Below are 13676 nucleotides of genomic sequence, written 5' to 3' on the forward strand. Positions count from 1 at the left end.
CCTCCGGATTCACCTTCCTCAAGATCGGATCCTATTACCAGGAGATCATCAAGGGAGCCATCATCGTCCTCGCCGTCGTCATCGATCAATACAGACGTTCAAGACAGGCAAGGGGAACTTAAACGGCCAAGGGCCGCGGCGATGGGGATCGCCATTGCCGCGGCCAGAGCTACTTTTATTGCTGTGTGGCGTGCGACGCCCTTGTCCGCCTCCAGATCCATCGCTCAAGGACACGCGCAAATGGCGACGATCGATTTGAACAGTGATCTCGGTGAAAGCTTCGGCCCATGGCAGATGGGCAATGATGCGGCTTTGCTGAAGATCGTCTCCAGTGCGAATATCGCCTGCGGTTTCCATGCGGGCGATCCCGCGGGAATTCTCAAGACGCTGCATGCTGCCCGCGCCTGCGGCGTCATCGTCGGCGCACATGTGGGCTACAGAGATCTGGTCGGCTTTGGTCGTAGAAACATGGATCCGACAAGTGCCGAACTCATCGCCGACACGATTTACCAGATCGGCGCTCTTCAAGCACTGGCGGCGGCGGCCGGAACATCCGTGCGCTACGTCAAGCCGCACGGAGCGCTCTACAATACGATCGCTCACGACGCGAGACAGGCATCCGACGTGATCAACGCCATCCAGCAGCTCGATAAGCGGCTGGCGGTGGTCGCTTTGTCGGGCTCGCAATTCGTCGAGCAAGCACGATCGGCTGGACTCAAGGTCATATGCGAGGCGTTTGCCGATCGGGCCTACAATCGCGACGGCAGCCTTGTCAGCCGCCGGCAGCCCGGTGCAGTCATTCACGACAGCCGAGAGGTCTGCGCACGAATGCTGCGCCTTGTGCAGGAGGGCCGGGTAACGGCCATCGACGGCACGGACATCGCCATCGAGGCACAATCGATCTGTGTTCACGGTGATAGTCCGGATGCCGTGGCGATCGCCAGGTCATTGCGCGAAGCCTTCTCGACACAAGCGATTGAAATACGGTCCTTCGCATCGGAGGGCGAAGACGATGCCTGAAAAGATCCGGTTCCGGCCATCTGGATCGAGTGCGATTCTTGTCGAACTCGACGGGCTGCAAGAAACCCTTAACCTTTTGGACGCCCTGCGTGCTCACCTTCCCGAGGGCGTGCGAGACATCGTTCCCGCCGCGCGTACCGTCATGGTGGACTATGATCCCGCAATTATCAGCCATCATGCCCTGACGCAACTCATCTCGAATCTTGACCTGTCTTCGCAGGCAGTGCGTCACGGCGAAACCTTCGAGATCCCTGTAACCTACGACGGAGAGGACCTGCGGGAGGTGGCCGATCTTCTCGGCTGCACACAAGCCGAGGTAATCCGCCATCATACCGAGGCAACGTTCACCGTTGCGTTCACGGGCTTTGCCCCGGGCTTTGCCTACATGACCTGCGATGATCCGATTTTCAATGTTCCGAGGCGAAGCACTCCTCGGGTTAGAATTCCGGCTGGCTCCGTCGCGCTTGCCGGAAGGTTCGGCGGTGTCTATCCGTCCGACAGTCCGGGCGGGTGGCAACTGATCGGCCGCACGCCGCTCAAGATGTGGGACCTGTCACGCGAGCGTGCCGCACTGCTGACCCCCGGTGATCGGGTCCGGTTCCTGGACCTGGCGCGGATGGGCGCGTCGAAGTTTCCGAAACCCGCAAAATCGCTTTCGAAAAAGCGGCCGCCTGCGAAGGACGGCATTCATGTCATTCGCACCGACCGTCCTGCGCTGTACCAGGATCTGGGGCGAGGCGGATGTTCGGGCCAAGGCGTTTCGATGTCCGGAGCAATGGATCGTGAGAGCTTGCGGCGCGCGAATTTGGCTGTCGGCAATCCGCAGACGGAAGGTGCAATCGAGATTGCGTTCGGCTGCTTTGAATTGAGGGCAGATCGGCCCGTCACTGTCGCCGTGACAGGGGCAACGTGCCCGTTGACAATCCGCACGGCCGGCGGTCAGCAGGTGGGGGCCGCCCACGGTGAGGCAATCGCTCTCGATGAGGGTGACGAGCTGGTGCTCGGCTTTCCCGACAGAGGCAGCCGCAGCTATCTCGCGCTGCGTGGTGGCTTTGCCGTTGATCCTGTGCTCGGTTCGGTGTCGGCGGACACCCTCGCCAAGATCGGACCCGATCCGATCATCGAAGGTGACATGCTCGTTCCGGCCGGTCGCCATGCCAATGCCGTCTGGTTGGGAGGCCCGCCACCGCAATTGCCGGACGACAAGCTGCCGGTGACGCTTGATGTCATCCTGGGGCCCCGAGTCGATTGGTTCACCCCGAACGGCGTCGAGACCTTCCTGGAACAGGAGTGGGTGGTCACGCCAGAGTCCAGTCGCGTCGGCGTTCGCCTTGCCGGGCCGCGGACCATCGAGCGGAAAGACGACGCCGAGCTCCCGTCGGAGGCGACGGTGCTCGGGGCGATTCAGGTCCCGCACAGCGGCCAACCCGTCCTTTTTGCGGCCGACCATCCCTTGACGGGCGGCTATCCGGTCATTGCTGTCGTTGCCGCTCACCACCTGGACCTTGCAGGCCAGCTTCCGATCGGAGCACGCATCCGGTTCAAGGCGACAGGCGACCAAAATCAAATCGTCGGGGAGACGGACAGATGAAAAAACTTCTTATCGCAAACCGGGGTGAGATCGCCGTCCGCATCGCACGCGCAGCTCGCGACTATGGAATAAAATCGGTTGCCATCTACTCGGACGCGGACGTCCGCTCGCTTCACGCCGAGGTTGCCGACGAGGCTTACGGACTTGGCCCTGGCAGGCCGAGCGAAACCTATCTCGACATAGACAAGATCCTCGCGATCGCAGCCCGCTCTCGCGCAGACGCGATTCACCCTGGATATGGCTTTCTTTCCGAACGCGCCGAATTCGCCAAGGCAGTCATCGATGCCGGCCTCATCTGGGTCGGTCCGAAGCCGGAGGTCATTACCGCTCTTGGTGACAAAGTCGAGGCGCGTCGCATCGCTGCCAAGGTTGGCGCTCCGCTCGTCAAGGGATCGGACGGGCCGTTGGCGTCGGCCGCAGAGGCCGTCGCCTTTGCCAAGAAAGCCGGTTTGCCGCTCGCCATCAAGGCGGCATTTGGTGGGGGCGGACGCGGGATGAAGGTGGCCTGGAAGCTGGAAGAGGTCGGCGAGCTGTTCGATTCGGCCGTGCGCGAAGCAACGGAGGCCTTCGGACGCGGCGAGTGCTACGCCGAGCAGTTTCTCGACAAACCAAGGCATGTCGAAGCCCAGATCGTCGCCGATACCCGCGGGAATACCGTCGTGCTCGGGACGCGCGATTGCTCGCTGCAGCGCAGGAACCAGAAACTGGTCGAAGAGGCGCCTGCGCCTTTCATCACCGAAGAACAGCGGACCCGGATACATGAATCGGCTCGTGCGATCTGCATGGAAGCGGGCTATACCGGCGCGGGAACGGTGGAATTCCTGCTCGCCCAGAACGGCGTCATCTCCTTCCTGGAAGTCAACACCCGATTGCAGGTGGAACATCCGGTAACCGAGGAAACGACCGGTATCGATATCGTCGTCGAACAGCTGCGAATTGCCGACGGGCTTCCGCTTTCGGTCACGCAGACGCCGGCGCCGCGTTGTCATGCCCTCGAGTTCCGGATCAACGCGGAAGATGCCGGACGCGGCTTCCTGCCGACGCCGGGGCTTATCAGCCTTTTTAGGCCGCCTTCCGGACCGGGTGTGCGCTTGGATACAGGAGTCGAGACGGGATCGGAAATACCCGGCCTTTATGATTCGATGATGGCGAAGCTGATCGTTACCGGATCCACACGAAGCGAAGCGCTGGCGCGCGCCCGACGAGCGCTTTCAGAATTTCGCATTGAGGGCGTCGCCTCCGTTCTGCCGTTCCACCGCGCCGTGGTCGACGAACCTGATTTTGTTGCGGAATCGGGGTTCAAGGTGTTCACGAACTGGATCGAGACCAGCTTTCGCGGAATTGAGCCAGATGCCCGGGTCGCCGTCGCCGAAACCGGCGTGATCCGCAGCTTCATGGAAATCGACGGAAAACGCCATTCGATCGCATTACCTGCCCATCTTTTTGCCGCCGCCCCCGTTTCCGGAGGGACGGCGCCTCCCGCCACCGTCGTGGGAGACGACGCAGTCACAGCACCGATAGGGGGGACGCTGCAGCAATGGCTGGTCGAAAACGGGGCTCAGGTCGAAAAGGGAGATTCGGTCGCGGTGATCGAGGCGATGAAGATGGAGACACGTATCAACGCACCGAAATCCGGCCAGATCGAGATCGGTGTCGAGAAGGGCGCCGTGGTGAGCTTTGGTGCAAAGCTCGCCGCAATCCATTAATCGCTTATCAGGCAAATCCGTGATGGTGACTGTTTTCGATATCATAGGCCACGACGCCAAGCGCGTGCGCCATCCGGAAAAGGCGCATCGGCCGGATACGGAAGTCATGCGCAAGCCGGACTGGATCCGCGTCAAGGCGCCGACCTCGAAGGGCTATGCCGAAACGCGCGCGATCGTGAAGGAGAACAAGCTCGTCACCGTCTGCGAGGAGGCCGGCTGCCCGAATATCGGCGAGTGCTGGGACAAGAAGCACGCCACCTTCATGATCATGGGCGAGATCTGTACCCGCGCCTGCGCCTTCTGCAATGTCGCCACCGGCAAGCCCAATGCGCTTGACATGGCAGAGCCCGAGAATGTCGCCAAGGCCGTCAGGGAGATGGGCCTCAGCCACGTTGTCATCACCTCGGTTGACCGCGACGATCTGGAGGACGGCGGCGCCGAACATTTCGAAAAGGTGATCTGGGCGATTCGCGCCGCGTCGCCGGCAACGACGATCGAGATCCTGACGCCGGACTTCCTGAAGAAGCCGGGCGCATTGGAGCGTGTCGTCGCCGCCAAGCCCGACGTCTTCAACCACAATATGGAAACGGTCGCCGGCAACTATCTCACCGTTCGTCCCGGCGCCCGCTATTTCCACTCCATCCGCCTGCTGCAGCGGGTGAAGGAACTCGACCCGACCATGTTCACCAAATCGGGCATCATGGTCGGCCTCGGCGAGGAGCGGAACGAAGTTCTCCAGCTGATGGACGACCTGCGCACCGCCGATGTCGACTTCCTGACGATCGGCCAATACCTGCAGCCGACCCGCAAGCACCACAAGGTCGAAAGCTTCGTCACCCCCGAGGAATTCAAGTCCTACGAGACGGTCGCCTACAGCAAGGGCTTCCTGATGGTCGCTTCCAGCCCGCTGACCCGCTCCTCGCACCATGCCGGCGACGACTTCGCAAGGCTGAGGGCGGCGCGGGAGAAGCGATCCAATGAAAAACACGACGATCCGCATCCCGATGATCGGATGCGAACACGTCCTGGCGAGCAGGCCTTGTCCGATCAGATCGCCACAAAGAGCCCGGGGGAGTAAATGTCACTGATTGCAATGCCTCCGGCCAGTGCCGACATTCTCTCGCGTGCATCTCACATAGTTGCAAGCCTCAAGGCAGTCCTGCCTCCTGACACCGTCATTTGCGATATCGAGGAAACCAGGGCCTATGAATGTGATGCTTTGACGGCGTATCGATGCCCGCCGCTTGCCGTGGTTCTTCCACGAACCACCGATGAAGTCGCGCTCGCCATGCGTACATGCCATGAGCTGGGCGTCCCTGTTATACCCAGGGGTGCCGGAACATCACTTGCGGGCGGTGCGCTGCCGACAGCCGACAGTGTCGTGATCAGCACGATACGACTGCGTGAAATCCTCGAGGTCGACACCGCCAATCGCTACATCCGCGTCCAAACCGGGGTCACGAATCTGGCGGTTACCGCGGAACTGGAAAGCGAAGGATTTTTCTACGCGCCGGATCCTTCATCACAACTTGCCTGCACGATCGCCGGCAACATAGCGATGAACTCCGGCGGCGCCCATTGTCTCAAATATGGCGTCACCACCAACAACCTTCTGGGGGTTCGCGTTGTTACGGCGTCGGGTGAGATTGCCGAGATCGGTGGAACGACCTGCGGCACCTTTGGTCTGGACCTTCTGGGACTGATCTGCGGATCGGAGGGTCAGTTGGCAATCGTGACCGAGGCGGTGCTGAAGATAGTGCCGAAGCCGGAAGGTGCACGACCGATGCTGATCGCCTTTGCCAGCGCGGAAGTCGCGGGAGAGTGCGTGGCGCGCATCATTCGCTCCGGCCTGCTGCCGGTCGCGATCGAATATATGGACGATGTCTGCCTGCGCGCCGTCGAAGCCTTCGCTAAAGCCGGCTACCCTGTTTGCGCCGCACTTCTGATCGTCGAAGTGGAAGGCTCGGAAGATGAGATAAGCAGCCAAACCGAGGCCATTCATTCAATCGCCTCCCAGCTCAATCCCGTCGAATTTCGCAGCAGCAGAAATGCCGAGGAATCGCTTGCCATCTGGAAGGGCCGCAAGTCGGCATTTGGGGCCATGGGCCGGCTTGGAGATTACCTCTGCCTCGACGGAACCGTTCCCGTATCGCAACTGCCCTACACGCTGAAACGAATTGGGGAACTGTCGAAGGACTATGGTCTGGAGGTGGCAAACGTCTTCCATGCCGGGGACGGAAACATGCACCCGCTCATCCTCTTTGATGCAAACACTCCCGGCGAACTCGAAAAGGCCGAGAGATTTGGCGCCGACATTCTGCGCCTTTGCGTCGATGTTGGCGGGTGCCTGAGCGGCGAGCACGGCATTGGCATCGAGAAGCGCGATCTGATGCCCAAACAATTCACCTCAATCGATCTTGCCCTTCAGATGGAGGTCAAGAGCGTCTTCGACCCCAGCTGGTTGCTCAATCCGGCGAAGGTCTTTCCGTTGGATGCGAGCAGAACCTTTCGCGAGGCGCACGCCGATGGTCGCTAAGCCTTGCTTCGAAGGTAATTGTCTCGCGCCCACGTCTGAAGCCGAATTGTCGGAGCTTGTCGCTGAGAGCGCTCGGTCAGGAACGCAGCTTCGCGTCATCGGCGGCGGTACGCGCGTTGAACCGGCGGGGATGGCAAGCGGGCACGAGGCCGTATCCACGCGACTGATTTCCGGGATTGTCGACTACGAGCCTGGCGCCTTGACGCTCGTGGCGCGCGCCGGCACGCCGCTGCATCAGATCGAGACCTTGCTGCAAAGCGAAGGTCAGATCTTGGCCTTCGAGCCGATGGATCATCGTCATCTGCTTGAAACGACTGGCACACCCACGGTCGGGGGTGTGGTTGGCGCAAATGTCTGCGGACCGCGCCGGTTGCTTGCCGGGGCCTGCCGCGACCATCTGCTCGGTGTTCGTTTCGTTGATGGATCGGGACGGATCGTCAAGAACGGTGGACGCGTGATGAAGAACGTCACGGGTCTTGACCTCAGTAAATTGATCTGCGGATCGTTTGGAACCCTGGGAATTGCAACCGAAGTTTCGTTCAAGACAGCGCCCGCTCCGGAACGAGAGGAAACGCTGGTTTTCAGCGAAGTCACGGCTTCTGAAGCAAGCTCCATCTTTTCAACGGCGCTTGCAACGCCCTTCGAGGTTTCCGGCGCTGCCTACTTCAAAAGCACCGCAAGGCTCCGGATCCAGGGCTTCTCGCAGCAGATCGCCTATCGTCGTGAACGGCTGAAAGAACTGTTTCGCAATTATTCAATCGATGTTTTCGACGGGGAGCAAAGCAAACAGTGTTGGATCGACACCCGTGACGTCAGGCATTTTGCGGCTACCGGGCACCCCGTCTGGCAGATCCTGGTCCGGCCGACGGATGCGCCCGATGTTGTATCGGCGCTGGAGCGCTTGGGCGGCACGGCCTCGCTCGATTGGGGCGGCGGACTTATCTGGTACAGCGGCGAGGCGTCTGCGACCGACGTTCGTCGTGTCTGCGGGCGCAGCCAGGCGAGAGCGGTTCGCGGCACCACCCTTGGCCCCAAGTCCTTTTTTCCTCTTGAAAATGAGTTCGTATCGCGCATCAGCCGATCGCTGCGCGCGACATTTGACCCTGCCGGGATTTTGAATCCCGATTTGCTGGATCGCTGACATGCAGACAAATTTCGACGAGACTCAGCTTGCCGACCCGGCCATCCAGAGGTCGAACGAAATCCTCCGTTCTTGCGTCCATTGCGGCTTCTGCACGGCAACCTGCCCGACCTACAAGGTTCTCGGGGATGAACTCGACAGCCCGCGGGGGCGCATCTATCTCATCAAGGATATGCTGGAAAACAGCCGGGTGCCGGACAAGAAGACGGTTGGGCATATCGATCGCTGCCTTAGTTGCCTGAGCTGCATGACGACGTGTCCGTCGGGTGTCCACTACATGCATCTGATCGACCATGCCCGTGAATATGTGGAAACCCGCTATAGGCGACCAATCCTCGAGCGATCGCTTCGGTGGGTTTTGGCGCAGATATTGCCTTATCCCGGCAGATTCAGACTGTCCCTTCGGGCGGCGCGGCTTCTTCGCCCTATGAAGCGCCTGCTTCCGGACGCTCGCCTGCGCGCCATGCTGGAAATGGTACCGGAACGGTTACCCGCGCCGAGTCGGAACGACAAGCCGCAGGTATTTCGTGCCGTGGGCGCGCGACGAAAGCGGGTGGCACTTCTAACCGGATGTGCGCAACGCGCGCTGAACACGGATATCAACGACGCGACGATCAGGCTGTTGACGCGCCACGGCTGCGACGTCGTGATCCCGGAGAATCTCGGCTGTTGCGGCGCGATCACCCACCACATGGGAAAGGCGGCACAAAGTCACGTGGCTGCCGCCGCGACGATCAATGCTTTCACGGCGGAGATCGAAGGGGAGGGTCTCGACGCCATTGTTGTCAACACTTCGGGCTGTGGAACGACCGTCAAGGATTACGCCCATTTGTTTCGCGACAGTCCTCTCGCCGGAAGAGCCGCCCGCGTCGCGACCCTGGCCAGAGACATCACGGAATTGATGCATGATCTCGGCGGACTTCGCCAGCCGCTTGTAAAAGAGCGTTTGCGCGTAGGCTATCACGCCGCCTGTTCGCTTCAGCACGGCCAGCAGATCAAAACGCTCCCGAAGGATCTGTTGAAGAGTGCGGGGTTCGAGGTCGTCGAGCCGAAGGACGCCCATATTTGCTGCGGATCGGCCGGAACCTATAACCTCATGCAGCCGGCAATATCCGCAGAATTGCGATCCCGAAAAGTAAAATCGATCGAGTTTGTCAAGCCGGATGTCATTTGCGCCGGCAACATCGGTTGCATGATACAGATTGGGTCGGGAACCGACATACCACTGGTTCATACGGTCGAACTGCTGGACTGGGCGACCGGCGGACCACGCCCGCGTTCGCTGCCGTCTGACGGACAGCATGCACCCGAGGGCAAGTCGAGATGAGAAGCTTACGACGCGCCGAGCCGGTTGGAAACGAGCCTAGCGGCCTCGATAACGCGTTGACCTATACGCTTTATCTGCCGATCGGGCATCCGGTGAGCCGGCCCCGATACGGAAATCCCCGCAACGGCTTCACCGTGGACGTTCAATATGGGAGCAGCAACACATCGCATTCCGGCGGCTTTTTCTTCATCATCGAACGCATAGCCGCGTTGTCGCGTGACTTCCAATTCGTCCTTAAGCTGGTCGAACGTACGCAAAGTATTGGCCGTGAAGCGCTGCAGAGTCGCGCCTTTGAAAAGAACGCCGAGCCTTTCCTCGTCATAGGTGCTGAGAAGCGCCTTTCCGATCCCGGAAGCGTGCAAGGGCGAGAGCGTTCCGGGCGGAAAGAAGGCTCGGATCGATTCGTGAGTTTCAACCTGACTGACGAACAAGACCTTTCCATTTTTCTCTATTCCAAGGTTGGACGTCTCGCCCGTCTCCAGCATCAGCTCTCGCATGACGGGACGGCTCCGCTCGATGACATTCGTTCGTCTCAGGAACGCTGCGCCGAGGCGATACGCCTCCGGGCCGATGTGGAAAATCTGACCGTCGGGGCTCATCTCGACATAGTCCCGTCGTTCGAGGGTTGTGAGAACACGGTGCATGGTCGCTGCGGACTGGCCCAAATGTTTTGCGAGCTCGGACAGCGTCATTCCCTCCGGCGACGCAAGCGCCTCCAGCACGTCCAGGGCGCGATCGAGCGACTGAACGACATTCTGGGTCTGGGGGTCGTTGAATCCTTTCGGCCGCCCACGGCGACGTACTGGCACAGTCATCGGCTTCTCCCTGCAGCAACGAATTCAAGTATTAAATGCACTGAAAAATAATGTCATACAATGAAAAAATATAACCGATTGATTTGTAATCTATTTATGCAAAAATCTCACTTTTTGAAAAACATTTTCAAAAAAATATACCGCCGCCTTGGATCGTGCTAGTCATAGGATATCGCCAGCAGGAAAGGCTAGAAATGTATACGCAGAACCCCGTCTTCATACCTGGCCCGACGAACATGCCGGAGGTCTTGCGCAGGGCAGCGGATCTTCCGACGATCGATCACCGCTCGGCCGCGTTCGCAGACATCCTTCAGCCGGCGCTTGCCGGCGTAAGGAAGGTTGTGAAGTCCGAAGACGCGGAGATCATCGTGTTTCCGGCGACCGGCAGTGGGGGATGGGAAGCAGCGATTACCAATCTGCTGAGCCCCGGGGACAAGGTTCTCGCCGCACGTCACGGGATGTTCAGTCATCGCTGGATCGATATGTGTCAGCGTCACGGACTGCAGATGGATGTCGCCCATTCGTCCTGGAAACACCCGCTTCCCCTGGCCGAATACGAAAAGAGACTTGTTGCCGATAAGGGGCACGACATCAAGGCGGTGCTTGTAACGCACAATGAGACTGCGACAGGGGTCAAGTCGGACGTCGGTGCGGTCAGACGTCTCCTCGATGAAGCCGGGCATCCGGCGCTGCTGCTCGTTGACGGCGTCAGCTCGATTGCCTCCATGGATTTCCGTATGGACCAGTGGAAGGTCGATGCGGCGATCACCGGCTCCCAGAAAGGCTTTATGCTGCCCGTCGGCCTGGCGATCCTTGCGCTGTCGGCAAAGGCGATGCAGGCGGCCCAGTCCGCAAAACTCCGCAGAGGTTTTTTTGACATCCGCGAGATGGCTAAAAGCTATCCTGCAAGCGGCTATCCATACACGCCCTCTGTTGGCCTGCTGAACGGTTTGAAGGTATCGACCGAGTTGCTGCTCGGGGAGGGGCTGGACAATGTTTTCAAGCGCCATGCCCGCATTGCATCAGGGGTGCGCGCGGCTGTTTCAGCCTGGGGGCTGCGCCTCTACGCGCAGGAAGCAAGCTCGTTCTCCGATACTGTAAGTGCGATCGAAACCCCCGAAGGCTTTGACGCGACTTCCATCGTCACTCTTGCGGCGCAGAAATACGGCGTTGCCTTTGGCGCCGGCCTCGGGGACGTCGCCGGCCGTGTCTTCCGTATTGGCCATCTCGGAAGCATGAGCGACGTCATGGCTCTTTCGGGAATTGCGACCGCCGAGATGGCGATGGCCGATTTGGGCTTGCCGATCCGCCTGGGCTCGGGTGTGGCGGCCGCGCAGGAGATCTATCGCAACACTGCGGCTTCGCCTGTCCGCAAAGCAGCCTGAGAGGGAACTGAACATGTATATTCCAACGATCTCCGACATGTTCGAGGCGCATGATCGCATTCGTCCTTTCATCCACCGAACGCCTGTCATGACCTCGGCCTACATCAATTCGCTGGCCGGCGCCGAACTCTTCTTCAAATGCGAAAACCTTCAGAAAGCCGGTGCCTTCAAAGCTCGTGGGGCGTCGAATGCGGTCTTCGGTCTCAGCGACGAACAGGCTGCCAGGGGCGTCGCGACACATTCGTCGGGCAATCACGGGACATGTCTGTCTTATGCGGCGGGACGCCGCGGCATTCCCTGCACCGTCGTCATGCCGCACAGTGCTCCGCAGGCCAAGAAGGATGCCGTGCGCGGTTACGGTGGCACGGTGGTTGAATGCGAACCCTCAACGTCTTCGCGAGAGGCAGTATTTGCTGAAGTCGTCGCGAAATCCGGAGCGGAATTCGTCCATCCTTATAATGATGCGCGCGTTATCGCCGGCCAGGCGACATGCTCGCGAGAGCTTCTGGAACAGGTCGATAATCTCGACGCCGTCATCGCGCCGATCGGTGGAGGGGGCATGGTTTCAGGCACATGCCTGACCCTTTCGAACCTCGCTCCGCGCGTCAAAGTCTACGCTGCCGAGCCAGAACAGGCCGATGACGCCTACAGAAGCTTCAAGGCAGGCCACATCATTGCCGACGACGCGCCGAACACGGTTGCTGACGGGCTCAAGGTCCCGCTCAAGGAACTGACGTGGCATTTCGTGAAGCGTAACGTCAGCGATATCGTGACCGCTTCCGAAGAAGAAATCATCGAGGCCATGAAGCTGATCTGGAAGAGAGCAAAGCTTGTCATGGAACCGTCGAGCGCCGTTCCGCTCGCCGCGATCTTGAAAAACAAGAGCATTTTCGCCGGCAAGCGTGTCGGCGTCATCATCACCGGCGGAAATGTCGATCTCGACACTCTGCCCTGGCTATGAAGGGGAATCTCATGAACGCAGATGCAAAATTCAATCAGCTGGACGTTGGCTATGATGTACCGGCCGTGCCGGGCATGTCGGTAGACGATATACAGACGCCATGCCTTATCCTCGACCTCGACGCACTCGAGAGAAACATTCGCAAGATGGGCGACTATGCTAAGGCCCACAACATGCGTCATCGCGCCCACGGCAAGATGCATAAGTCCGTCGATGTTCTGCGGCTGCAACAGGAGCTTGGCGGCGCGATCGGCGTATGCTGCCAGAAAGTTTCGGAAGCAGAAGTGTTCGTGCGCGGCGGGATCAAGGACGTCCTTGTATCGAACCAGGTCCGCGATCCGGCAAAGATCGACCGTCTTGCCCGGCTGCCGAAGCTCGGCGCGAGAATAATCGTCTGCGTCGACGATCCGCTCAACGTTGCAGAGCTCGCAACCGCTGCTCGCAAGCACGGCACGACCATTGAATGTTTCGTCGAAATCGACGTTGGCGCGGGGCGCTGCGGCGTGTCGTCAAGCGCCGCGGTGGTAGAGCTCGCAAAGGCCATTGCAGGCGCGCAAGGGCTCCGCTTTGCCGGCATACAGGCCTACCAGGGCGCGATGCAGCATCTCGACAAATATGTGGACCGAAAGGCGAAGCTCGATCTTGCCGTGGCACAGGTGAAGGAAGCCGTCGAGGCTTTGAAGAAGGCTGGCCTGGAACCCGAACTCGTCAGCGGCGGCGGGACCGGCAGCTACCATTTCGAAAGCACGTCCGGTGTCTACAATGAGCTACAGTGCGGAAGCTATGCATTCATGGACGCCGACTACGGTCGCATCCTCGACGAGAGCGGCAACCGCATCGACAAGGGCGAGTGGGAAAATTCCCTGTTTATCCTGACGAGCGTGATGAGCCACGCGAAAGCCGACAAGGCGATCTGCGATGCGGGTCTCAAGGTTCAGTCGGTCGATTCCGGCCTTCCCTTCGTCTACGGGCGGGACGACGTGAAATACATCAAGGCAACCGACGAACACGGCGTGATCGAAGACAAGCAAGGCATTCTCAAGATCAATGAGAGGCTTCGCTTGGTCCCTGGCCATTGCGACCCGACCTGCAACATCCATGACTGGTATGTCGGCGTGCGCAACGGCAAGGTCGAGACGCTCTGGCCGGTATCGGCGCGCGGCAAGGCCTACTAGTTTCGTGAAGTTCACTTTG

The 13676-nt window shown here is 59.9% G+C and carries 11 protein-coding genes and 1 pseudogene; 11 read left to right on the forward strand and 1 reads right to left on the reverse strand.

Annotated elements, in window-relative coordinates; all coding sequences use genetic code 11:
• From ATY76_RS34190 to glcF, 8 genes and pseudogenes are all read left to right on the forward strand, one after another.
• Positions 1-122: pseudogene (locus tag ATY76_RS34190) on the forward strand (ABC transporter permease); the annotation flags it as partial.
• Between the two features lie 118 nt (positions 123-240).
• Entirely contained in the window at positions 241-1020 is a 780-nt protein-coding gene (locus ATY76_RS14300; RefSeq protein ID WP_088675412.1) for a 5-oxoprolinase subunit PxpA, read from the forward strand.
• Complete coding sequence (locus tag ATY76_RS14305) at positions 1013-2611, forward strand: urea amidolyase family protein (RefSeq protein WP_088675413.1); 1599 nt, start codon at positions 1013-1015, stop codon at positions 2609-2611. Before ATY76_RS14300 ends, ATY76_RS14305 begins: the two co-directional genes overlap by 8 nt.
• On the forward strand, positions 2608-4317 hold the full coding sequence (locus tag ATY76_RS14310; RefSeq protein WP_088675414.1) for a biotin carboxylase N-terminal domain-containing protein: 1710 nt from the start codon (positions 2608-2610) through the stop codon (positions 4315-4317). The genes ATY76_RS14305 and ATY76_RS14310 overlap by 4 nt, the downstream gene beginning before the upstream one ends.
• Positions 4318-4339: 22 nt before the next feature.
• Positions 4340-5395: a lipoyl synthase gene (gene lipA / locus ATY76_RS14315; protein ID WP_088675415.1), complete on the forward strand. Its 1056-nt coding sequence runs from the start codon at positions 4340-4342 to the stop codon at positions 5393-5395.
• Positions 5396-6853 (forward strand): FAD-linked oxidase C-terminal domain-containing protein, encoded by a 1458-nt coding sequence (locus ATY76_RS14320; protein WP_088675416.1) that lies wholly within the window; start codon positions 5396-5398, stop codon positions 6851-6853. It abuts the gene before it with no gap.
• Positions 6843-7994: an FAD-binding protein gene (locus ATY76_RS14325; RefSeq protein WP_088675417.1), complete on the forward strand. Its 1152-nt coding sequence runs from the start codon at positions 6843-6845 to the stop codon at positions 7992-7994. The genes ATY76_RS14320 and ATY76_RS14325 overlap by 11 nt, the downstream gene beginning before the upstream one ends.
• 1 nt (position 7995) lies before the next feature.
• Positions 7996-9321 carry a glycolate oxidase subunit GlcF gene (glcF, locus tag ATY76_RS14330; protein WP_088675418.1) on the forward strand — a complete coding sequence of 442 codons (1326 nt, stop codon included), beginning with the start codon at positions 7996-7998 and terminating at the stop codon, positions 9319-9321.
• A 5-nt stretch (positions 9322-9326) separates the two neighbouring features.
• Here glcF and bhcR read toward each other — a convergent pair whose 3' ends face one another.
• The gene (gene bhcR, locus ATY76_RS14335; protein WP_088675419.1) at positions 9327-10136 is read right to left on the reverse strand and encodes an HTH-type transcriptional regulator BhcR; all 810 of its coding nucleotides are present in this window, start codon (positions 10134-10136) and stop codon (positions 9327-9329) included.
• A 194-nt stretch (positions 10137-10330) separates the two neighbouring features.
• On the opposite strand from bhcR, the gene bhcA reads away from it, so the two are divergent.
• Genes bhcA through bhcC form a run of 3 tightly spaced genes read left to right on the forward strand, consistent with a single transcriptional unit; the run spans position 10331 to position 13657 of the window.
• Positions 10331-11521 (forward strand): L-aspartate--glyoxylate aminotransferase BhcA, encoded by a 1191-nt coding sequence (gene bhcA, locus ATY76_RS14340; RefSeq protein ID WP_088675420.1) that lies wholly within the window; start codon positions 10331-10333, stop codon positions 11519-11521.
• A gap of 13 nt (positions 11522-11534) precedes the next feature.
• Positions 11535-12482, forward strand: coding sequence for a beta-hydroxyaspartate dehydratase BhcB (gene bhcB / locus ATY76_RS14345; protein WP_020919827.1), 948 nt, complete (start codon positions 11535-11537; stop codon positions 12480-12482).
• Between the two features lie 11 nt (positions 12483-12493).
• The gene (bhcC, locus tag ATY76_RS14350; RefSeq protein ID WP_088676044.1) at positions 12494-13657 is read left to right on the forward strand and encodes a 3-hydroxy-D-aspartate aldolase BhcC; all 1164 of its coding nucleotides are present in this window, start codon (positions 12494-12496) and stop codon (positions 13655-13657) included.
• The last annotated feature ends 19 nt before the right edge of the window (positions 13658-13676 follow it).

It is taken from the genome of Rhizobium sp. R339 (genome assembly GCF_002211395.1).
Classification (GTDB): domain Bacteria; phylum Pseudomonadota; class Alphaproteobacteria; order Rhizobiales; family Rhizobiaceae; genus Rhizobium.

Bases quoted from the DNA above. Each gene is read 5' to 3' on its own strand.
- ATY76_RS14300 (WP_088675412.1), top strand. From the start codon at position 241: ATGGCGACGATCGATTTGAACAGTGATCTCGGTGAAAGCTTCGGCCCA.
- ATY76_RS14305 (WP_088675413.1), top strand. From the start codon at position 1,013: ATGCCTGAAAAGATCCGGTTCCGGCCATCTGGATCGAGTGCGATTCTT.
- ATY76_RS14310 (WP_088675414.1), top strand. From the start codon at position 2,608: ATGAAAAAACTTCTTATCGCAAACCGGGGTGAGATCGCCGTCCGCATC.
- lipA (WP_088675415.1), top strand. From the start codon at position 4,340: ATGGTGACTGTTTTCGATATCATAGGCCACGACGCCAAGCGCGTGCGC.
- ATY76_RS14320 (WP_088675416.1), top strand. From the start codon at position 5,396: ATGTCACTGATTGCAATGCCTCCGGCCAGTGCCGACATTCTCTCGCGT.
- ATY76_RS14325 (WP_088675417.1), top strand. From the start codon at position 6,843: ATGGTCGCTAAGCCTTGCTTCGAAGGTAATTGTCTCGCGCCCACGTCT.
- glcF (WP_088675418.1), top strand. From the start codon at position 7,996: ATGCAGACAAATTTCGACGAGACTCAGCTTGCCGACCCGGCCATCCAG.
- bhcR (WP_088675419.1), bottom strand. From the start codon at position 10,136: ATGACTGTGCCAGTACGTCGCCGTGGGCGGCCGAAAGGATTCAACGAC.
- bhcA (WP_088675420.1), top strand. From the start codon at position 10,331: ATGTATACGCAGAACCCCGTCTTCATACCTGGCCCGACGAACATGCCG.
- bhcB (WP_020919827.1), top strand. From the start codon at position 11,535: ATGTATATTCCAACGATCTCCGACATGTTCGAGGCGCATGATCGCATT.
- bhcC (WP_088676044.1), top strand. From the start codon at position 12,494: ATGAACGCAGATGCAAAATTCAATCAGCTGGACGTTGGCTATGATGTA.